Source organism: uncultured Winogradskyella sp., assembly GCF_963975125.1.
GTDB lineage: Bacteria > Bacteroidota > Bacteroidia > Flavobacteriales > Flavobacteriaceae > Winogradskyella.
The window spans coordinates 15,041-37,576 of sequence record NZ_CAXBGB010000011.1; the positions used below are offsets into that span (position 1 = coordinate 15,041).

Below are 22,536 nucleotides of genomic sequence, written 5' to 3' on the forward strand. Positions count from 1 at the left end.
TCCTAAAAATCATTATACCAATTAAATATATCTGTTCGTACACCTATACTAAACCATAGCGTATTAGAATTAGTCGTTGAAGCTGTAATAGCCTCAGGATTAAAATCTCTGTAAATGATGTTTGTAAACAATTTTAAGTTGGTTGCTGGGTTAAGCAGAAAACCAGCTTGTATTTCTGTCATAAAACTATTGACTTTATTTCCTTGACCAATTCTTATCCCAGTATCACTCACCCGATTATCTTCATCTGCAAAAATATTACCTCCATAATTAAGACTATCTTCTGCTGTATTAAAATCAAAACCACGCTCACCAATTATAAATTTAGCGTCTGCGAACCAACGTTTATAGTTATAACGACCAATTAAAACCATTTCTCTAAAATTCGATCCCCAAAGATGTGCCATAGGCTGATTAAAGTTCGCGTAATTTAAAATGATAGAATTATGTGAATAAGTATATGGTCGTACCTGATTATATTCTGCCTGCAATAACAAATTATCTACCTTAAAAGCATTAAAATATTTAGCACCTAATTGAAAGCCGAATTTATTTTTCCAGCTTTTATCTCCACCAGTGACATCACTTAATGAAAATTCATCAACAATAAATTGACCGTATAAATTCACTTTATTGTTCCATTTGTACTTAGAACTTAAGCCTAATATAGCATTCCCAGCATCCTGACCTGTTTGAAATTCTATAGCTCTAAAAAAGATAATCGGATTTAAATAATTGACATCAAAACCTCTACCATTAGTATCTGCCCACATCACGGATTCAAATAAACCTATATTTAGACGTTTAGATACATTCCAACTTAGATAATGGTTAGCCATGTATTTAGTTAAAAATGCGCCACCTTCAACTACGTCATCTCTTACATCTTTTAGCCACATCCATGTACTAGTGTATTTTATTTTCCAAAAAGTGGCATTCAACTTTAAAAATGGATAAGGACTTGCCACATCACTTTGCAATAAAGAGCGGTAACCATCACCAATAAAGTTTTTACCATGACCAAATTGAATATTTAAAAAGTCTGCAGGAGTATAAGATAGATAGGCTTCTGCAACAGGATAATCATAAGAGTTTTCTTTAAAGCGCTTTGCGATACCTCGCCCAGGAATAATTGCAGGATCTGGTCCAAAGGCCTTTAGGCTCTCTGCATATTGATTAAAATAATCTGCAAATCGTCCTTGGCTTTCATAAACCGAAGCTGTTAAATTAAAACGCTTTCCTAAACCCGCTTGTATAAAAAGTCCTCTTGTATTATTCCATGTAGAACCAGAATCGGTTTCTGAATCTCTACCTACTTGTAAATCTAAAATAGGATCTACTGTAAACCAATAGTCTTCTGCCTGAACTTCAACTAAATGCTCATTGTACAATTTTCTTCCTAACCAAGAATCGGTTTCTTTAGCCAAACTTTCTTTTTCTGCTTTAATATCGTAATATCTAGCAACATCGCTATACAAAAATGGCTTAGCTGCAGTATGGCTGTTAGTGCCAATCGCATTCATTTCATCATCAAAACGCGCGTAATAAGAATGTGTAAATGGCACATTTAGTTGACTGTTATATTCTAACTTTTCATAAGGTTTCAATTCATCTGCAATGGCGTCAAACTCATTTGATAATGTCGCATTGAGACTATCTCTTTCTGTAAGTTGTACTTCTGTTGTTTTATCCGATGTTTTTACAGGCTCGGTAAGTGGTATCTCAATACTAATACTATACTGAACAAATGTTGCGTTACCGTTATAAGTTGCAGGTTTTATTTTTGGTAGTAATTTAAATACGCGTTTACTCTCTTCTTTTAATTCTTCATATATAGCATCTGCATAAATCACTTTAAACTCACCTTCTTTGTTGACTTCGAATAATACCCGAACATCACCTTTATACGCTTCATCAATAGCGATCTGAGGCACTTTAAAATTTTTATAGATAAAACTATTGAGCGTATAATTAAAACACGATTTTATGTGATCTACAACTTCCGTTTTGCACTCACTAAAGACAGGAGGTTTCTCATAGGTTGATAATGTTTGAGTAAAACCAAAAGAAGAAATTAATAGAATAGCAATACAAATAATGCGCTTCATAAACGGCTAAATTTTAATGGCCGAAAGATACTTATTTTTTTTAGTAAGACTAAAACCGTTATTGAAACAATAACGGCTTAATTATTTTTCTTTAAAGATTACTTATATTAATCTCTAGCATCATACACAATAGGAAGTGTGTAAATTACACCAACTGGCACATTACGTTGCAAACCAGGTTCCATCTTAGGTATTTTGTTAATAACACGTTTCGCTTCGTTTTCTAAAGCATGGTGTGGTCCTCTAATTTTAACATCGACAACATTACCATTTTCGTTTATAGTAAATTGTGTAGTTATTTTTTGTTTACCATAAATGCCATACTTAGAACCAATATCTGTATTAAACTTTCTATTAATTAGTTTTGCAATTTTTTCGGACATACATTTTTTTCGCATGTCGTTTGTTTTAAACCTTTCACATCCTGGATAAACTGGTGCTTTTTCAATTCTTGCAAAAGGTACAGGCGCCAAATCAACAGGTATTTCAATAACCTCTATAGAAGCTACGTCAACAGGTTCTGTTTGAGGAGCGGGAGCATCTGGTGTGTTAATAATTTTTTCTACAATGAGATGATCGTCTTCAACGACTTTTAATACATCTTTTACATCTATGCTCGGCAAGGGCTCTGGATCTTTTGGCTTAATGACTTCTTCAATAAAAGGTGGAGCATAGTCAATAACAATTGTTTCTGCAGTAACAGTATCATCGATAACTGTGATTTTTTTGTCTTGAAACTGCATTTCAAAAAGTGCGTAGGTGCCTAATAAACAAAGTATCAATCCTATTTGGAAATAAAGGATTGAGTTTTTTTGTAAATTTGCATCATGCTTGTGTGGTTTCTTTGCTTCGGTAGTGCTCTGACTAGCAATACCGAAGTCTTTTTTAGAATTTTTCATAATACGTATTATTTAAAATGTTAATATTATGAGAAAGTCGCAATAAGCATACCAAAACGAAAATCCCGTCCAATTAATTTTGAACGGGATTTTTATAATTAAAAAATATACTTTATCTAATCTTGTACTTGAAATACAATTGGGATAGAGAAAGGCATTACTACAGCCTTTCCTCTTTGTCTTCCTGGTTTCATTTTGGGTAATAAACCTATAACACGCTTTGCTTCTTTCTCTAGACCAGGATGTGGACCACGAGCATTAATACTTGTGATATTACCAGATTTATCTACTTTAAACGCAACAAAAATTCGTTTTTTACCAGGAGGCAATCCTAAATCACTAGCCAAATCGGTATTAAATTTCTTATTGATAAATTTATTCACCTTTTCATTCATACATGCTTTCTTGGCTGTATTTCCTTTTTTCTTTTCACAACCAGGAAATACTGCTACATTTTCAATCACTGAGAATGGCACTTCTATATCTTCCTCTACTTCTTCAACCTCTACTTCCTCTACTTCAACAATTTCTGTATCCATTTCTGTTTCAGTAGATTCTATAACTGTTTCTTCTACTTCTTCTTCATCTTCTACAACTTCAATAATCTCTGGAGCTGCTGGTGGTGGAGGTGGTGGAGGTGGTGGAGTAATAATTTGTTCTGTAATCGGTATTTCTTCGTCTAACTCGTCGTCTAAATTAAGGGAGTCTAATGCAATATCACTTTTATTGTGCGTCTTATAGTTAATAGACAAATAAGTAACTGCTAGCATTAATGCAAGACCAACTGCAAAGTATATTGAGCTATTGCGACTTACATCTGATTTTGGATTCTTCTTAGGTTCCATATTATTATATTTATTATAACGTCGCTAATTTAACTAAATAATAGTAAAAAAAACAAGGCTTTTTGTTATTTTAAATTATATCTGCTTATTTGTGTTGCAATTAATGTGCCAAGTATTACGCCTAAACAATTTGCTATTAAATCGTATGTATCGTAAGTTCTATTTGGGTTTAGTTTATGTTGCATTACTTCTAAAACCACACCAAACAAAATTAGGCATAAGAATACAATTACCAGATTTCTCTTTTTTTTCTTAGGCTTAAGGTAGGTTATCCAGAGAAAACCAAGACCTAAATAGGCAATAAAGTGATAGATTTTATCATCGAATGATGACCCTAAACTGGGTACACCATTCAAATTAATTAAGCTAGCAATAACCAATGCAATTGTATAAACTATGGCTATTGGCAATAGCAGTTTTCTAAGCACTTATAAGCGCTTTATAATCGTCTGCTGATAACAAATCGTCCGCTTGGGATGCATCAGAGAATTTTAATTTTATCATCCAACCATCTCCATAAGGATCTGTGTTTACTTTTTCAGGCTCATCTTCTAGACCTTCATTAAATTCTACAATCTCACCAGATAATGGTAAATATAAATCTGAAACCGTTTTAACAGCTTCAACCGTACCAAAAACTTCTTCGATATCTAAGGATTCGTCTAATGTATCTACTTCTACGTAAACAATATCACCAAGTTCTCCTTGTGCAAAATCTGTAATACCTACTGTAGCGATATCACCTTCAATTTTAATCCATTCGTGATCTTTGGTGTACTTTAATTCTGATGGTATATTCATTTTTATTGTTGTATAATATTAATGAAACAAAAGTAATTTTTTAATTGCTTCAATTCAAAATTAATTTCCGAAATTATAACGTATAGTAATTCCAGACCGTAAAGAGGTTTGTGGGAACGATGTAGAAATAGCAAAATCTGAAAAGGTATAATCGAAATAGAAAATAGCCGTTAAATTCTTACTAAACGCATAATCTGCTGTGTATTTAAATCCCCAAATTGTTTGACCAGCCGTAATTTGATTATTTTCTAGGTCTAAGTATCTAATAATGGTCTTGTTATCTCTTACAGAAATATCTGCTCGCATATTTAAGTCACTTACAATAATTTGTTTAGGACCAGCAAGTTCTGATCTAATTCTTAGGTCTTTTATTCTATATCCTAAACCAAGTGTATATTCTTTTCCTTGTATTTCGGTCATTAAATTATTATCAAAACTTAGGGACAACAGTCTATCTGTTTTAATTTCTGCTAAGACCTTAATTGAATTTTTCATTTCAAAGTCTAAACGAACTAAAGGACTAAACTGCTCTTCTAAGTTAATATTGCTGTACAGTGTTTGATTTTTATAATTACCCGCTTGATCTAAGGCGTCATCTGACTGATTACCATATTCCTCCCCTCTTATACCAGGAGTATAATCTAAATTAGTTCTAAACTGGTTAATTGTATATCTAGACCTGTAACCATGCTGAATAGAAAAACGTCTAAATGTTTTCTTAAACCATGGGATTTTCATTAAACCTGTATATTTTAAAGTCCAGTTTGGTATTGGCACATCTCTAAAAGCATTTGTACTTACTTTATCTGGGTTAGAGCCTTGATATGCAGATAAGAACGCAGGTAATAATACGCGTTGACTGTTTTTACCGAAACCTTCTGGATACCCATCTGCATCTACATTAAAAGGTGCAGCTCCATAAAATTCTCTCGCCAATCTATTTGCAATCACTAATCTATTTGACCTAAAATCATCGAATACAGCCGATTGATTTTCGTCACTTTTACTAAAGGCTGTTTTAATGAGGGCTGTTGAAATATTAAAGTTACCAAATGAATTAGTAATTAAATCTTCATATTCATCGCTCAATCCATCATTATCAATATCAATAGCTCTAAAGTTTTCAGTTATATTGTTGGCATAGGTTCTATTACCAATAAGGTCAATTTTTAAATCGCGCATCGGTTCAACATTAATCGAATAATCTAATGTTGTATTTTTAACTTCTGTATATTGTTGATTAAGATCTGGAAATAATGTTAACCACCCACTTTCTGCTGTTAAATCTCTAATGTTTCGTTGGCTTCCAAATGTATACCCAACGGTTGGTCTTAAAGTCCCTATAAAACCTGGAGTTGGCAAATAACCTGGCAAGAAAGTCCCATTATTCTCAGTATAACCAAACTGAATGCGCTTAACCATCGTTACCACATCAATCAATGTATTATAAGCCTTTTTACCTGTACTTAATTTATTAGGATCTGCCTGCCCATCCTTAGCAACTGAAGTGTCTGGTGTACCTGTACGTCGCTTTGCAGGTGCAGTTCTACCTCGTCCTCTACCTCTTGGGTTACCCTTTCTCACTAAACCTAATGTTTTGTATAAGGTTTCCATGTTAAGGGTTGTATTAATGTTATGTGTGTTTGAATTCTGAATGGAGTTTCCTAAATTATAAGTATTGAAAACACCAGGATTATCTGAATCTTCAACTTCTAAACCCGTATTTAAATCTGAACCTTTTTGCCATTGAAAAGCTCCATTATATGCATAAGTGGTTCTTAAGAAGCTTAAGGCAGGTATTTTGTAGAGTGGCAATTCATAATTAACTTGAAGCTGTTGTGTCTGAAAATTTGGATCACCAAAATCAAAGAAGCCATCCCATACATTGAGTTCTGGATCTTGTCTTCCATTAATACGATCATCTATAAAATAATTACGGACTATATTGGTATTGGCTGCTGTAAAATTTAAACTTAAGGCATCAGTTAGGTTATAATTTATTACATATTGAAAGTCGAATGTATAATTCCTTCTAAATAATTCTTCAATACCAATATTACTACCAGCTAATTCAACTTCTCTAAATTTCTGTTTGCTAAACTGTCTGTTAATATCTGTATTTATGGAGAAGCTAGAAGGCAATAAGTTAAGATTGAAGTCTTTTAAAATCTTCCAGTATTTGCCAGTAAACAGCGAATCATTCTTTTTAAATGGTTCTATCTTTACTGGTTCAAAAGAATAATTATAGTTTACACCAGCTCTAATATTTTGATCGAGCGCATTTTCGATTTCAAAATTGCGATGCTCGACTTTATTGTAGGAATAATTAAATGTTAAGTTTTCAACATCATAAAAACGTTTTTTAGAATCTCCTGTTCTTTGTTTTCTAACACCAATAAAATTAATGCTTTTTCTCTTGGTATAATCTTCAGATTGTGTTCTTATGCGTTCTTCTTCTTCACCAGACTCTGCAGCATCTAATCGAGAATCTAATGTGAGATCATTATAAAATTGATCGTACTTTGGAGTTACCAATTCTTCACTCTGTGAATAATTAAATGGAATTTGTACTCCCCATTTTTTTGGCAATAATTGCCCTAATTGCATATTTGTAACTACATCATATTGCTGCACATCTTCTAAACTTCGCTCATTAGGCCCTTGCTCAATACCTCCAAAACCTATTGTGCTTCTTCGACCTGTAGCATTAATATCTGCAAAATCTGCAATATTAGAATCCATACTTACAACTGCTGCCCAACCACCTTCATTTTCTAAGTCTGACATTCTTAATTCATTATACCAAACCTCACCACATGCATCCATTGTTGTAGAACCAGAGTTCTTCACACCGACCATTAACACTCTAATATTACCAAAATTTGGATTTCCTTTTACTGCTATACGTTGTTGCTTAGCACTAATTAACACATCATCAAATGGCACATCTCCATCGACTAATGGTGTTTCATTTAATTGTCCGTCAAGCACATTATAGTACGTAGGTTCTTCATCACCTAATGTTCCTGCAGAAATGCCTAATGCTTTAATCTTCTGTAAAAATTCGAGAGGAATATTTATTTCATTCTCATCTGGCCAAATTTGCTCTTCTATTGTACCTTCTGCAAAATCAGTTGGCAATAATGGTACTTCTATTTGGTAAAAATTTTGTGTAAAATCATTACCCATTCTAATAAAAGCAACTAATTCACCTGGATCTAAAGTGGATCCTTCTTGAGCTTCTGCATGTAAAAACATTCGAAGTTTTTTATACTGACGCATATCTACATTAATATTCTTAAACACACCACGAGAATCTGTTGGTTCTAAATCACAGACTTGTAACACTAAAGACTGCTCATTTTGTCTAACAATAGTATTGTTGTTATTTAGCTCTTCTCGTCGTACTCCTGGTGGAATCACATAATCACCATCATTTTCTTGAACACCAACAATAGCTACATTAAATTCTGCATTTGTACTGTTATTTGTTGCGTCACTATCTAAATCTAAAGTATAGCGTCTCCAATCACTACGTACTAAATCTAAAGACGCAAATCGAAGTACAGTGTTTTCAGTAAATTCTCTTAAATATAAACGAGCAAAACGTACCGAACGAATATCACTTATTCCTCCAACGGCATTAGTTGGTTCGTTTATTGGCAATCTATATTGGTACCAAGTAACCTCTCTTTGATCACCGTTTGGTAAAGTTACATTTCTTACCTTAACATCATTAATCTGAGGGTTATCAATGTTAAGATTGGCCGGATTCATATCTACTTCATACTCATAATAACTATCAATAGTATTCATTGTATTATCTCGGTTGATATCTTCAACATCTGGCTGTGTGGTTGACCCTCTATTGGTATCTGTAAATATATCTGGTGTATTTCCTTGTTGACCGTTGTACCATTTATAACGTTCAAAAATATCACCATCTGTATTTAAGTAATATGTATAGTTATCCCTTGCAGGATCTTCGCCAAAATTGTTAGCTCCGAAAACTTGAGTTAGCATTTGGCTTTCTTCAGCATCATCATAGCCATCATAACCTACATCTTGATTCGCCCTTTCTGCTCCTGTAGTTGCAAACGTATAAATTAAAGACTGATTTTGAGGCACTATATAAGGACTCTGTAATGTTGGTAGTTGTTGTTGAATTGTAGTGATATCACCATCTTCTGGTAATCCATTTTCATATTGTTTTTTGCCATCCTTTAGTACGTCCTCAGAAATGTTACCTAAATTAATAGTTAACTTTCCACCTGAGTTTGATGGATTATCTAAAAACGGATCTTGAATCCAAAACTCAATATATTCTACATTAGCTTGTTCAAAATCTGTTGAAGTAATTTGCCTCGTAATCCCTGCCCAACTTTGATTAGGGTTAAGTATATTGTCCACTTCATTAGGATCAAAATTATAAGGTCCACGTTCCGTTGGGTAATACGATAAATCTAGCGTATTAATTACTGACGTTTGCCCTTGTACAATATCAACCTGAGGAAATATTTCTTCTATAAATACACGTCTGGTATATAAATCTGAAACATCATCATCTGTAATACCATCTGGTCTTTGATTACTGTAAAAAATAGGATCAATAGTGTACCAGTTTAAAAATGCTCTACCATAACCATTATCAATACCATTAGCATCAGTACCAGGAATAGTATTTGGTAATTCTTTAGGACGACTAGATAAAGACCAAGACAAAGGGCTTAATAAGTCTATTGATCCTTGTGTGCCTTCAAAATCATCGATATAAGCTGTGGCTTCGCCATTAAAATCTGTACCCTTTGGTGCTCCAGGTAATAAGTAAGCAAACTCACCTCTAAGGGAAAGGTTAGAAGGCACATCTGTATCTACATTAGGAAGTTTATTTGCTAATCGCGTTAAAAACGGTACTTCAGTAGAATAGTTTCCATTAAGCCCGAATATCGTATTGTTTATTGGCTCACTATTAAAATTAGCCTTTTGTGTAATTGGTCGTTCGTTTAAATTTAACAATGTTGCACCTAAAACAAAGTTGTCATTAAATTGGTGCTCAACATTTATACCTGTAAAGCGTCTGGTTTGCTGTCCGAAAACCGCATTGTTTTCTACAGAAACATCTATTGGAGTATTTGATGCTTTTAAAGCTTCGTCTAATATTTCAACACGTCCTAATTGATAATTTACCGTATAATCCACGCCTTCTACAAGCAAACGTCCACCAGCAGTAACTCTTACTGAACCTCTAGGTACATTAAATGCTCCTATAGGTATTCCGCCATCACCTCCGCTACTTTTAAAACGTCCTTTGATTTGAAACTTATTTTTTTCGACCTCATCTAGAGCTTGCGTCTTAGTAGATTTATAAAGTAAATCGTAAACGTATTTTTCTTGATTTAAATTGGTGTAGGTATCTTGTTCGTAATCGATGTCATTATTATTTGGGTTGCCATCATCATCTAAAACATCGAACAAATAACGCCCAAAAGGTTCTGCTTTTGTAAAAATAATTTTACCGTTTTGCGATAGTACTGTTTGACCTTCAACATAATCAAAGAAACCATCTCCTCCTTCTTGAGGGTCATTGTTGAAATTTAATCGGTCTAAATGGAAAAGTCTAATTAATGGTGTTTCATTAATCACAGTATCATCTCCAGAAAATGGAGTGTTATTATCAAAAGGAGGAAACGCTGTTCCTTCTACTGGTCTTATATAGTTTAATGCGGAAGCTTCTGTATAAAAAATGTTCAGTCTAAAGTCTTCTTGACCTAATTGAAACGCTCCAGTATCGTAGATGTTTTTCATCATTAAATCCCAAATTGGTTGATCTACAGACGTCACTGCACTTTTCAACATTTTTAAGACTAAACTTTGATTGTTTACAACCAAATTTCCGTTTAAACCATCGCTAAACTGAGTAGCCTCAACACCATCGTTTGCAAATTCACCAACCTGAAAAACTTCACCACCAATCGTATATTGAAAGGCAACTGCTAATACTTCATCATTAAGTAATCTTTGATTTAAGGATATATATCCTAAATCTGAATTTAAAACATATTCTTGTCCTTCTTGTAACTTTCTTGCGGCTTCTAATTTACCATAATCAAAACCTTCGTTTACTGGGACGTTAATTCCTGATTCGACATTAGTTATATTTCTAACTGCATCTGCTAACAAGGAACCTGCACCACCAATATTTGTTGGGTCGAAATCGTTGTTTTTATTATTTGGAAGTGCTCCTGGATTATTTACAAAACCACCTGGCAAGGGTTGTAAACCAATATTTTCTGCTTCAGACTCACCTAAATCTTGAAATGCAACAATATTTCTAACGTTTTCTGTTTGATTATTTCTATTGGTAACCCAAACTTCTACTCTAGTAATTTTAAGCCCTTGGTTGTCTATAAATGGGTATTGCAATAATGCTTTATCATAATTATCTCTAAAGTATTGTGCTAAATAGAAGTGCCTGTTTTCATCATAGTCTCTGGCAAAGAATTCGAACTCTTCAACAGTTCCGCCACCTTGAGCTGTAACTGATCTCGATTGAGATTGTTGCTCTGAGAATACAGCTGTTACTCTAGTCTTTCCAAATTGTAATTCTGTTTTAACACCAAAAAGACTCTGAGCTCCTGTGATTAAAGAACTGTTTAATGGCATATTAACATTACCAACTTCTATCTTACGAACAATATCATCTTCGGTTGGAGTGTACTCTAATTTTACAAGCTGTTGAAAATCGAAAGTGGCTTCAGTGTCATAATTTGCAGTTACCTGTAGTCTAGTACCAACTTTACCAAGTAAGCTTAGGCTTATTCTTTGGTCAAAATCAAATGTAAAATTGGTTCTATTTCTTGGCGAAAAAGAGGGATTGTCTTGTTTAGAGAATAATACGCCTAAATCGACTTCGACAGAACCTTGAGGAATAACATTTATGGTATTACCACCAAAAATAGTTTCGAATAACCCTGAATTTACATAAAACTCTGGCAATAAATTCTTTCGATCTTCTTCTGAGCCTTCTTTTTGGCCAGCTGCGGCATCAGCCATTCGTTTGTAATACTCCTTTAACTTTTCTTGTAAAACTAGTTTTTGAAATTCTTCTGGAGTTAGAATTAATGGATAATTAGTATTGAAATTCCCTATTTTTTCGGTGTAGATATAACGGTCTAAAATAGGGTCGTAAGTGTATTTTGAAACAATACTAATTGGGTTTGGCATGTTGAGCTTTCCAAAAGCAAAGGTTGTTTTTGTTGTATCTTGTTCTTGTTCCGTTTCTTGAGCAAAGACAGATGTACTTATTAGCATCATAAGTGCTAATAGGTAATAAAAACTGAATGAGTTAAGTTGAGTATAGCTAGTTTTGTTCAATTGCATTATAAGTTTTTTAGAGCTTCTTTAATAATTTGCTCTACAAAGGCATCTGGTTGGGCTTGTAAAATTCTATCAACCACTTTTTCTGATTGTTTTTTGTTAAATCCTAAAACATCTAAAGCAGATAACGCTTCATCTTTATGTGTATTGTTTGGTATTAAAGAAAGTTCGTCTATACCATAGACTTTTAACACTTTGTCTTTTAAATCTATAATAACTCGCTGTGCTGTTTTTAATCCAATACCTTTTATACTTTGAATTAAAGCCACATCTCCAATAGCAATTCCTTCTTTAACTTGTTCTGGAGTTAATGAAGATAACATAGTACGTGCAATATTAGCGCCTATACCACTTACAGAAATAAGTAACTTAAATATTTCGCGTTCTGTTTTAGAAGAAAAACCATAAAGGCTATTCGAATCTTCTCTTACTTGAAGATACGTATATAGCTTTATATTTTCTCGATTAGGAATTTGCGAAAATGTATGAAGTGAAATATTAATAAAATATCCTACACCATTGCAATCTATAACAACATCAGTCGGATTTTTTTCAACAAGTTTGCCCTCTATGTGTGTAATCATTTATTGCCAAAGGTTAAAAAACCAAATGTAATAAAATTATTTACATTACAAAGACAAGATAAAGACTAAGAAACCAACTATTTCTGCTGTCTTTTCTCTCGTTGTTGAGCATCGATAACCGAAATTGCCGTCATATTTACAATTTCATCAACACTAGCTCCTAATTGTAAAATATGCACTGGTTTTGCCATACCCATCATAATCGGGCCAATAGATTCCGCTTTATTAAGCTCTTTCAGTAACTTGTATGTAATATTTGCAGAGTCTAAACTTGGAAAAACAAGGGTATTCACTTTTTTACCCGCTAATTTAGAAAATGGAAAAATATCTTGAAGCATTTTTGAATTTAGGGCAAAGTCTGTTTGCAACTCTCCATCTACAATCATTTCTGGATATGCTTTATGGAGATATGCAACAGCATCTCTCACTTTTTCTGCACGTGGATTATCTGAAGATCCAAAATTTGAATATGAAATCATAGCCGTTACTGGTTCAATTCCAAACATTTTAGCAACTCTATAAGTCATTCGAGCAATCTTCGCTAAATCCTTTGCATTAGGATCAATATTTATTGATGTATCACTAAAAAACATTGGACCACGCTGTGTCATCATTATATTAGTTGTAGCAACTCTAGAAATCCCATTAGCCATACCAATTAACTCTAGCATAGGTTTTACTACAGAAGGATAATTACGAGAATACCCAGTAATTAGAGCATCTGCATCACCTTCATTTACCATCATTGCCGCATAATAATTACGCTCTCTCATTTTTTTTTCTGCAGAATAGATGGTAACTCCTTGTCGTTTGTGTTTTTTCCAATACGCTTTTGCATAACGGTTTTTACGTTCGGTCTCTTGGTCTGATTTTGGATCTATAATAGGAATCTCTGCATCGAATTCTATCTCTTCCATTAAACTAATTATAGCTTCTCTTCTTCCTAAAAGAATTGGATGTGCAACACCTTCATCATAGGCGATTTGGGCTGCTTTAAGTACATCGAGTTGATCGGCTTCAGCAAAAACAACACGTTTAGGGTTAGTCTTAGCTCTACTTAAGAGCATACGTACTAATTTATTATCTGAACCTAAACGTTCTAGTAAAGAATTTCTATAACGATCCCAATCTTCTATCGGCTCTTTTGCCACACCACTTTCCATTGCTGCTTTTGCCACAGCAGGTGGGATTTCAGCAATTAATCTTGGATCGAATGGTTTTGGAATAATATAGTCTTTACCAAAAGTAAGACGTGTTTCTGCATAAGCAATATTCACTTGTTCTGGCACTGGCTCTTTGGCTAAATTAGACAATGCCTTAACGGCAGCCATTTTCATTGCTTCATTAATCTTTGTCGCTCTAACATCTAAAGCACCTCTAAAAATAAAAGGAAATCCTAATACATTATTAACTTGGTTAGGATGGTCACTACGACCAGTTGCCATTATAATATCATCTCTAGTATCTACAGCAAGCTGATATTTTATCTCAGGATTAGGGTTCGCAAGGGCAAATACAATCGGGTTTGCATCCATTGATTTAAGCATTTTTGGTGTTACGATATCTGGTTGTGATAAACCAATAAACACATCTGCATTCTCCATTGCTTCGTCTAAAGTCTCAATCTTTCTGTCTGTCGCAAATTCTGCTTTTTGAGACGTAAGATCATCTCTATCATTTCTAATAACGCCTCTACTATCTAGCATTACAATATTATCGCGTTTAGCACCAAATGCCTGATATAATCGTGTACAAGAAATTGCAGCTGCACCAGCACCACTCACCACAATTTTCACTTCTTCAATGTTTTTTTTAGCAATTTCTATTGCATTCAATAATGCAGCAGCAGAAATAATTGCCGTGCCGTGCTGGTCATCGTGCATTACAGGTATATCTAACTCTTCCTTTAATCTGCGTTCTATTTCAAAAGCCTCAGGAGCTTTAATATCTTCGAGATTAATGCCACCAAATGTTGGGGCAATATTTTTTACTGTTTCTATAAAAGCATCAACATCTTCAGTACCTATCTCAATATCAAATACATCAATATCAGCGAATATTTTGAAGAGCAATCCTTTCCCTTCCATTACTGGCTTAGAAGCTTCAGGACCAATATTTCCCAATCCTAAAACAGCTGTACCATTAGAAATTACAGCAACTAAATTTCCTTTTGCTGTATATTTATAAACGTTTTCAACATCTTTTTCAATCTCTAAGCAAGGTTCTGCTACACCTGGAGAATAGGCCAGAGATAAATCGCGTTGAGATGCATACTTTTTAGTAGGTACAACTTTTATTTTACCAGGTGTAGGTTTGGCATGATATACTAATGCTTCAATGCGCTTATTTTGTTTACTCATTATCTAAATGGATTAAGCCGCAAAGATACGCAATGAAATTTGGTCTTTAAAGTCTAATAGTTTCTGAAAATATCCGTTAATTAGCTATACTATCAGCCAATTACTATTAATGAAAAAAATTATTTTATTAGTTCTACTTATTTCAAGTTTTAAAACTATTGCACAAAACACTAAAAAAATCATCTTGATTGATGAAGATACCAAAAAAGTAATTCCCTTTGCTAATATTGTTTTCAATAGCAAGGATTACAAAGGAACTTCTACAGATATTGATGGTGTTTTTTATGTTACTTCTAACATAGAAAACATAACCATAAGCTATATTGGTTATGAAACGAGGGTTTTAAAAGTTAGTAACATAAAGACTCAATTTATAAAGTTGAAACAAAAAACTAGCGAGCTTGATGAGGTAGTTATTAATAATTCTGAAAATCGGGCACATCGCATTATTAGAAACGCTGTCTCCAATAAAGACATTAACAATCCCGAAAATTTAAAATCTTTTACCTATAAATCTTATGACAAAATTATAGTGACTAGCGGAAAGCAAAAAAAAGAAAAAGATTCTTTAATGGAAGCTATAGAAAAAGTAATGAAAGGGTCTTATTTTTTCATTACCGAAACCATTGCCAAACACAAATATTTAAAACCGAGATTTTCTGAAGATAGTGTTATAGCCACAAAATCCTCAGGTTTTAAAAATCCGAATTTTGCTTTGTTGGCAAATAGCTTTCAGCCATTCTCTTTTTACGAAGAACATATTTCTCTTTTTGAAACTAATTATCTAAATCCTATTTCTAAAGGAAGTACCAAAAAATACAAATTCAGATTAAAAGAGAAATATGTTAAAGGTGAGGACACGGTTTTTGTCATTGCTTTTGAACCAAAAACAAACAGAAATTTTGAAGGCTTAAAAGGGTTACTTCAAATTAACTCTAACAAATATGCTGTGCAAAGTGTGGATGCCACAACGTTTAATTCTGGAACGTTAGATGTTACCATTCAACAGAAATACAACTTTATTGAAAACAAATATTGGTTCCCAGAACAGCTTAATTTTGAAATTACTGTTGGTGCTGGTTTAGGGAGTCTTAAATATGTTGGAAAAAGTTATTTATCTGAAATTACTCCAAATGCTGATTTAAATAAAAAAGATTTCCCTTTTGTTTCTACTACTTTACCAGAAGGTGCTAGTACAAAAGATGCTACTTTTTGGAATTTAAATAGACGTGACACTTTAGAAATAAATGAAAAGCGAACCTATGTATTTATCGACAGTATCAGTGAAAAAATAAAATTAGAGAAGCTTTTTGATTTATTCCCAAGTTTAGTGAAAGGCCGTATTCCTCTTAAATATATAGATATTGATATTACTAAACTGGCGAACTTTAATCGTTTTGAAGGCAATCGATTAGGATTGGGATTCTTTACAAACGATGATATTTTTGAGCACGTTTCTATTGGTGGTTATGCAGGTTATGGTTTTAGAGACAACACATGGAAATATGGTGGAGAATTACAAATTGATGTTCCTGGTAAAAAAGACATTTCTATAAGTTTAAAATATACAAAAGATCTACGAGAAACAGGTGCATACTCCGGAAACAGAATAAACAATCCGTTTAGTCAAAGAACTTGGATCGCTAACCAAATGGATGCTATAGAATCATACAGTATAGATACTAATATGAAACTATTTAGAAACTTAAATTGGTCTCTAGGATTTAATACTGCTGATATTACACCACTTTACGACTACCAATTTAACACTAATAACATCGCAATCACTAATTACACAAATACAGAATTTAATGTAGGTATTGGATACCATGTAAATGAGAAATTGGTAAATATGTTTGGCCTTACAACAAGAGTGCCTAATGACGCTCCTATTTTTAATCTCATTTATTCTAGAGGTCTAAAAGGGGCTATTAATGGTGATTTTAGTTATAACAAATTACGTTTTACCTTAGATCATAGTTTTATAACCAAAGGACTTGGCCGAACGACTTATCGATTAGATTTGGGTTATATTGATAGATCGATTCCATATGGATTATTGTTTACTGGAGAAGGTAGTTTTGATAAGAAAATACCGTTTGTGATGCAGAATTATTTTCAAACTTCAACACCTTACGAGTTTCTTTCAGATAAGTATGCACATTTATTTGCGACGCATAATTTCGGGAGATTACTTAACAATAAAGGCTATTTTCAACCTGATATTTTACTCCATAATAATCTTGGAATAGGAAATTTAGACGATTCTTTTCGCCATCAAAACATTGAGTTTAAAACTAAAGAAGAATTATTTTTAGAAACAGGTTTAGAGCTTCAAAATCTTATTAAAATACCTATTGGCGAATTAGGTTTTTTTGGTATTGGTGTTGGTGCTTTTTATCGCTATGGTTATCACAATCTCGAAAAATCTAGTGATAATTTTGCTTTTAAATATTCTCTTGGGTTTAGTTTTAAGTAAAAGACTAATCCTTCAAAAACCCAATATTACGTTCCAAACCAGAAAATTTAGTCCGCTTCACAGCCGATTTCTGAAACACTTTTTTAAAGGTATCTTCTGTAATTTCTTCCCAATCCTTTTTGGTCATATCCAATAATTCTGGATGTGGATTAAATAAAGGTTCATTGTGTGATTTTGAAAACCGATTCCATGGGCAAACATCTTGGCAGATATCGCAACCAAACATCCAATCATCCAATCTGTCTTTAAATTCTGTTGGCAAATTATCTTTAAGTTCTATTGTGAAGTATGAGATACATTTGCTTCCATCGACAACATAAGGTTCTGTAATGGCTTCTGTTGGGCAAGCATCTATACAAGCGGTGCAAGTGCCACAATGATCTGTTGTTGCATGGTCGTATTCTAATTCTAAATCAATGATTAATTCGGCAATAAAATAGAAAGAGCCTATTTGTTGTGTTAATAGATTACTGTGTTTACCAATCCAACCTAAACCAGATTTTGCTGCCCAAGCCTTATCTAAAACTGGCGCAGAATCTACAAAGGCACGTCCTTCGACGTCTCCAATTTCATTTTGAATAAAATGTAATAACGATTTCAATTTGTCTTTAATTACAAAATGATAATCGGTTCCGTAAGCATACTTAGAAATCTTATACGAATCTTCGTTTTGAATTTTCGAAGGATAATAATTCAATAATAAAGAGACTACACTTTTAGAACCTTCGACTAGTAAAGTTGGGTCCAAACGCTTATCGAAATGGTTTTCCATATAACGCATTTCGCCATTCATATTCTTATTAAGCCAATCCTCTAATCTAGGCGCTTCATCTTCTAAGAATTCAGTTTTACTAATACCACAAGACAAAAAACCGAGGCGTTTGGCTTCGGTTTTGATGAGTTCTGTGTATTTGGTTTTGTTATTTATCATCATATGAGATTCTGAAACGAGTTTAGAATGACAATCAAATTAAAATAAGCCGCCTTGCGTTGGTCCTTTAGCTTTTCCTAAATGCTGATAGGCAAGTTCAGTAACTTCACGACCACGTGGTGTGCGCATTATGAAGCCTTCCTGTATTAAAAAAGGTTCGTAAACTTCTTCAATAGTTTCTGTACTCTCACTAACTGCCGTTGCAATAGTGCTGACACCAACAGGACCACCTTTAAACTTTTCGATAATAGTCCTTAAGATTTTGTTATCCATTTCGTCTAAGCCATGTGCATCTACATTCAATGCTTCTAAAGCAAACTTAGCAATCTTTATGTCAATTTTGCCATCGCCTTTTATTTGAGCAAAATCTCTAACACGTCTCAACAAAGCATTAGCAATTCTAGGTGTTCCTCTACTTCTTCCTGCTATTTCAATAGCTGCCTCCATAGAAGTTGGCATATTTAAAATTGATGCACTTCGCTGTACTATAGTGGTTAATAAATCGGTTTTATAATATTGTAAACGACTTTGAATTCCGAAACGTGCACGCATTGGTGCTGTTAACAATCCAGATCGTGTTGTGGCACCAACTAAAGTAAAAGGGTTTAAATTAATCTGTACTGTTCTGGCATTTGGACCAGATTCAATCATAATGTCTATTTTGTAATCTTCCATTGCTGAGTATAGATACTCCTCTACAATAGGGCTTAACCGATGAATCTCATCAATAAAAAGCACATCACGATCCTCAAGGTTTGTTAGTAAGCCTGCTAAATCTCCTGGTTTATCTAAAACAGGGCCTGAAGTTACTTTAATACCAACATCTAACTCATTTGCTAATATATGAGCTAAAGTCGTCTTTCCTAAACCCGGAGGTCCATGAAACAACGTGTGATCCAATGCTTCTTCTCTAAGATTAGCTGCCTGAACAAAAATCAATAAATTTTCTAATACCTGTTCTTGTCCTGTAAAATCATCAAACGTTAAGGGTCTTAATTTCTTTTCAACATCAAGTTCTTCGGGACTGAAATTATCGTTGGATGGATCTAGGTTTTCGTTCATGGTCAGTTCCCATGAAACTGGGAATCTCTTTTAAGTTATCTTTTAATTCTCAAATATAAAGAAAAAGACCTTTAGAAAGATTGAACTATCCAAAGGTCTTTTTATATTTATTAAGAGATTCCTGCATTACTCATGAATTCTTATCTAATAATATTGAATTCGAGAATCTTTTATTTCGCAGGTATTTGTTTAATGTTGCAATTCCTCTTCTCCTTCTTTCATTGGCACATTTTGAGGTACAAAATCTTCGTCATGTCCTGGCTTACTATAATCGTAAGACCAACGGTACACATGAGGAATTTCACCTGGCCAATTACCATGTATGTGTTTTATAGGTGCTGTCCATTCTAAAGTATTAGATCTCCATGGGTTCTGTACCGTTTTCTTTCCGAAGAAAATACTACTGAAGAAATTATATAAGAATACCAGTTGAAAAATACCTCCAACGATAGCAAATATTGTAATAACAACATTGGCATTAGCTGTATCATCAAATAATGGAAAATTAGAATTAGTGTAGTAACGTCGTGGTAAGCCAGCCATACCTATAAAGTGCATTGGGAAGAATACTCCATAAGCACATATAGCTGTTACCCAGAAATGTAAATAGCCTAAGTTTTTATTTAACATACGACCAAACATTTTAGGGAACCAATGATAAATTCCTGCAAACATTCCATAAAGTGCAGATATACCCATTACTAAGTGGAAGTGAGCGACAACGAAATATGTATCGTGTACATTTATATCTAATGCACTATCACCTAAAATTATCCCTGTTAAACCACCTGTAATGAATGTAGAAACTAATCCTATTGAAAACAGCATAGCTGGATTCATTTGTAGATTACCTTTCCATAGTGTAGTAATATAGTTAAATGCTTTTACAGCTGAAGGAATAGCAATCAATAAGGTTGTAAATGTAAATACAGAACCTAAGAATGGATTCATACCAGAAATAAACATATGATGACCCCAAACAATTGTAGATAAAAATGCTATTGCTAAAATTGAAGCAATCATAGCACGGTAGCCGAAAATGGGTTTACGTGAGTTAGTAGCAATAATCTCAGAGGTTATACCTAATGCTGGTAATAATACAATATATACTTCAGGATGTCCTAAGAACCAGAATAAATGCTCGAACAATACAGGAGAACCACCTTGATAATGTAATACTTCTCCTTGAATAAATATATCTGATAAGAAAAATGACGTACCAAAACTTCTATCCATTATTAATAATAACGCTGCAGATAATAATACTGGAAAGGAAACAACACCAATTATAGCAGTAACAAAGAACGCCCAAATTGTTAATGGTAATCTTGTCATTGACATACCTTTTGTACGTAAATTAATTACAGTAACAATATAGTTTAATGATCCCAGTAATGATGATGCAATGAAAATTGCCATAGATACTAACCATAAGGTCATACCCATACCTGAACCTCCTTGCGCCATAGGTAAGGCTGATAATGGAGGGTAAATTGTCCAACCTGCTGCAGCTGGACCAGCTTCTACAAATAATGAAATAATCATTATTACACTAGAAAGAAAGAATAACCAATAGGATATCATATTAAGAAACCCAGAAGCCATATCTCTTGCTCCAATTTGCAATGGAATTAATAAGTTACTAAATGTACCACTTAAGCCAGCTGTTAAAACAAAGAACACCATTATGGTTCCGTGTATGGTAACTAGGGCTAGATATATATCAGCATCCATAACACCATCTGGTGCCCATTTACCTAATAAGGCTTCAAACAATACATTTGGCTCTTCTGGCCATGCAATTTGCATACGGAACATTATTGACATTAAAACACCAATAACACCCATAATAGTACCTGTTATAAGGTACTGTTTTGCAATCATTTTATGATCTTGGCTAAATATATATTTAGTTACAAAAGTCTCTTTGTGATGATGTACGTCGTGATCGTCGTGACCGTGTGTATCTGCTGTTGCTGACATAATCTCTTTATCTATTGCTTAAAAATGATTTTTAATTTTAGTTTAATGAATTTGCAAATATTTTTTGCTCACTCATCCAAGCGTCGTATTCTTCTTGTGTTTCTACAATAATCTTCATTTGCATATTGTAGTGCGATTTTCCACAAATTTTATTACATAATAATAAGTAATCGAATTCGTATGGCTCTAAAGCTTCTTCACCTTTCGCTGCTAAAGCCTTACTCTTTTCAGTTCTGATTGTATTGATATTATAAACTTTATCAATCATATCAGGATTCTGACGCATATCTGCTGTAGTAATCGTTGGTGTAAAACCGAATTGTGTTACCATACCTGGTACGCAGTTCATCTGAGCTCTAAAGTGCGGCATATATGCTGAGTGCAATACATCTTGAGAACGCATTTTGAATAATACGGGTTGACCTACTGGTAAATGCAATTCTGATACAATGACATCATCTTGTGCATTTGGGTCATCTTCTGCTATACCTAAAATATTAGCTCTATCTAAATCAATTAGTCTTACATTAGCCTTACCAAGTACGTTATCATTACCACTATATCGCACTTTCCAGTTAAACTGTTGTGCGTATAATTCAATAATCAAGGGATCTTCCTCTTCATTAACATTCATAATGTCATTCCAAGTGAATAAACCCCAAATAATTAAACCCGCTAAAACAATTACAGGAATAATAGTCCATATCGCTTCTAATAAATTATTATCTGCGTAAAACAAGGCTTTTCTTCCCTTTTCACCTTTATATTTAAAAGCGAAATAGTGTAGCAAAAATTGAGTTATAGTTTGCACTATAAAAATGATAATCATTGAAATTATCATAAGGTTATCTATATCAGGCCCATGCGCCGATGCCGCATTAGACACTAATGGTAAATCACCTAGATACCAAAAACTAGCTATAGTTATGGCATAGATGAATACTAAGAATCCCATCATTAAGTAGCCATTTAGCCTGTTGTCATTATCATCCGCAATTTGCGTATTTGATGAACCAACTTGAGCCAAATCAAAAATCTTTACCATTTGCCATAAGGCAACAGCAACAAAGAGTACAATTATAATAGTTAATAAAGCAGTCATTATCG

At 33.6% G+C, this 22,536-nt stretch carries 13 protein-coding genes; 1 reads left to right on the forward strand and 12 read right to left on the reverse strand.

The features are described from left to right. Positions 1–2 precede the first annotated feature (2 nt). The 8 genes from AAC053_RS03025 to AAC053_RS03060 form a co-directional block, all read right to left on the reverse strand. The gene (locus AAC053_RS03025) at positions 3–2,108 is read right to left on the reverse strand and encodes a gliding motility protein RemB (protein ID WP_339752625.1); all 2,106 of its coding nucleotides are present in this window, start codon (positions 2,106–2,108) and stop codon (positions 3–5) included. Between the two features lie 107 nt (positions 2,109–2,215). Beyond that, positions 2,216–3,007 (reverse strand): energy transducer TonB, encoded by a 792-nt coding sequence (locus AAC053_RS03030; RefSeq protein ID WP_339752627.1) that lies wholly within the window; start codon positions 3,005–3,007, stop codon positions 2,216–2,218. A 116-nt stretch (positions 3,008–3,123) separates the two neighbouring features. Next, entirely contained in the window at positions 3,124–3,852 is a 729-nt protein-coding gene (locus AAC053_RS03035) for an energy transducer TonB (protein WP_339752629.1), read from the reverse strand. 65 nt (positions 3,853–3,917) lie between these two features. Further along, positions 3,918–4,262, reverse strand: coding sequence for a VanZ family protein (locus tag AAC053_RS03040; protein ID WP_339752630.1), 345 nt, complete (start codon positions 4,260–4,262; stop codon positions 3,918–3,920). Positions 4,263–4,272: 10 nt separating this feature from the next. Next, complete coding sequence (gene gcvH / locus AAC053_RS03045) at positions 4,273–4,653, reverse strand: glycine cleavage system protein GcvH (RefSeq protein WP_339752631.1); 381 nt, start codon at positions 4,651–4,653, stop codon at positions 4,273–4,275. A 60-nt stretch (positions 4,654–4,713) separates the two neighbouring features. Beyond that, the gene (gene sprA, locus AAC053_RS03050) at positions 4,714–12,033 is read right to left on the reverse strand and encodes a cell surface protein SprA (RefSeq protein WP_339752632.1); all 7,320 of its coding nucleotides are present in this window, start codon (positions 12,031–12,033) and stop codon (positions 4,714–4,716) included. Next, positions 12,033–12,614: a Holliday junction branch migration protein RuvA gene (ruvA, locus tag AAC053_RS03055; protein ID WP_339752634.1), complete on the reverse strand. Its 582-nt coding sequence runs from the start codon at positions 12,612–12,614 to the stop codon at positions 12,033–12,035. The genes sprA and ruvA overlap by 1 nt, the downstream gene beginning before the upstream one ends. Positions 12,615–12,691: 77 nt before the next feature. Next, positions 12,692–14,974: an NADP-dependent malic enzyme gene (locus AAC053_RS03060; RefSeq protein ID WP_339752638.1), complete on the reverse strand. Its 2,283-nt coding sequence runs from the start codon at positions 14,972–14,974 to the stop codon at positions 12,692–12,694. A 109-nt stretch (positions 14,975–15,083) separates the two neighbouring features. Between AAC053_RS03060 and AAC053_RS03065 the strand changes: the two genes are divergently transcribed. Beyond that, complete coding sequence (locus AAC053_RS03065) at positions 15,084–17,453, forward strand: DUF5686 family protein (RefSeq protein ID WP_339752641.1); 2,370 nt, start codon at positions 15,084–15,086, stop codon at positions 17,451–17,453. Positions 17,454–17,457: 4 nt separating this feature from the next. Here the strand turns inward: AAC053_RS03065 and queG are convergent, their stop codons facing one another. From queG to AAC053_RS03085, 4 genes are all read right to left on the reverse strand, one after another. After that, positions 17,458–18,384, reverse strand: a complete 927-nt coding sequence (gene queG, locus AAC053_RS03070; protein ID WP_339752644.1) for a tRNA epoxyqueuosine(34) reductase QueG — start codon at positions 18,382–18,384, stop codon at positions 17,458–17,460. Between the two features lie 39 nt (positions 18,385–18,423). Continuing rightward, positions 18,424–19,446, reverse strand: a complete 1,023-nt coding sequence (gene ruvB, locus AAC053_RS03075) for a Holliday junction branch migration DNA helicase RuvB (RefSeq protein ID WP_339752648.1) — start codon at positions 19,444–19,446, stop codon at positions 18,424–18,426. 189 nt (positions 19,447–19,635) lie between these two features. Continuing rightward, positions 19,636–21,429 (reverse strand): cbb3-type cytochrome c oxidase subunit I, encoded by a 1,794-nt coding sequence (locus AAC053_RS03080; protein WP_339752651.1) that lies wholly within the window; start codon positions 21,427–21,429, stop codon positions 19,636–19,638. Between the two features lie 37 nt (positions 21,430–21,466). Further along, on the reverse strand, positions 21,467–22,531 hold the full coding sequence (locus AAC053_RS03085; RefSeq protein WP_339752654.1) for a cytochrome c oxidase subunit II: 1,065 nt from the start codon (positions 22,529–22,531) through the stop codon (positions 21,467–21,469). Positions 22,532–22,536 lie beyond the last annotated feature (5 nt).